This window comes from Pseudomonas sp. 102515 (genome assembly GCF_031085165.1).
GTDB lineage: Bacteria > Pseudomonadota > Gammaproteobacteria > Pseudomonadales > Pseudomonadaceae > Chryseomonas.
The window spans coordinates 1-223 of sequence record NZ_JAVHTY010000036.1 but is presented as its reverse complement, the minus strand read 5'-3'; the positions used below and the strand labels follow the sequence as shown (position 1 = coordinate 223).

At 62.8% G+C, this 223-nt stretch carries 1 protein-coding gene; it reads right to left on the bottom strand.

Translation table 11 applies throughout. The features are described 5' to 3' along the window. The coding region (locus RCF34_RS22875; RefSeq protein ID WP_374941228.1) for a GTP-binding protein at window positions 1-223 on the bottom strand (223 nt) is incomplete at both ends.

Sequence of the window (223 nt, the reverse complement as noted above, 5' to 3'; positions counted from 1 at the left end):
GATGGCACGCTCGGGCTCGGGGATGTACGAGTCCAGGGTCTCGACCAGCTTGCGCACGGCAGAGGTACCCATTTCGTTGTCGTCGTTGCCGTTCAGCGCCATCAGCGCGGAGCCGATGACGATCGGGGTGTCGTCGCCCGGGAAGTCGTAGGTGTTCAGCAGATCGCGAACTTCCATCTCGACCAGTTCCAGCAGCTCGGCGTCGTCAACCATGTCGGCCTTG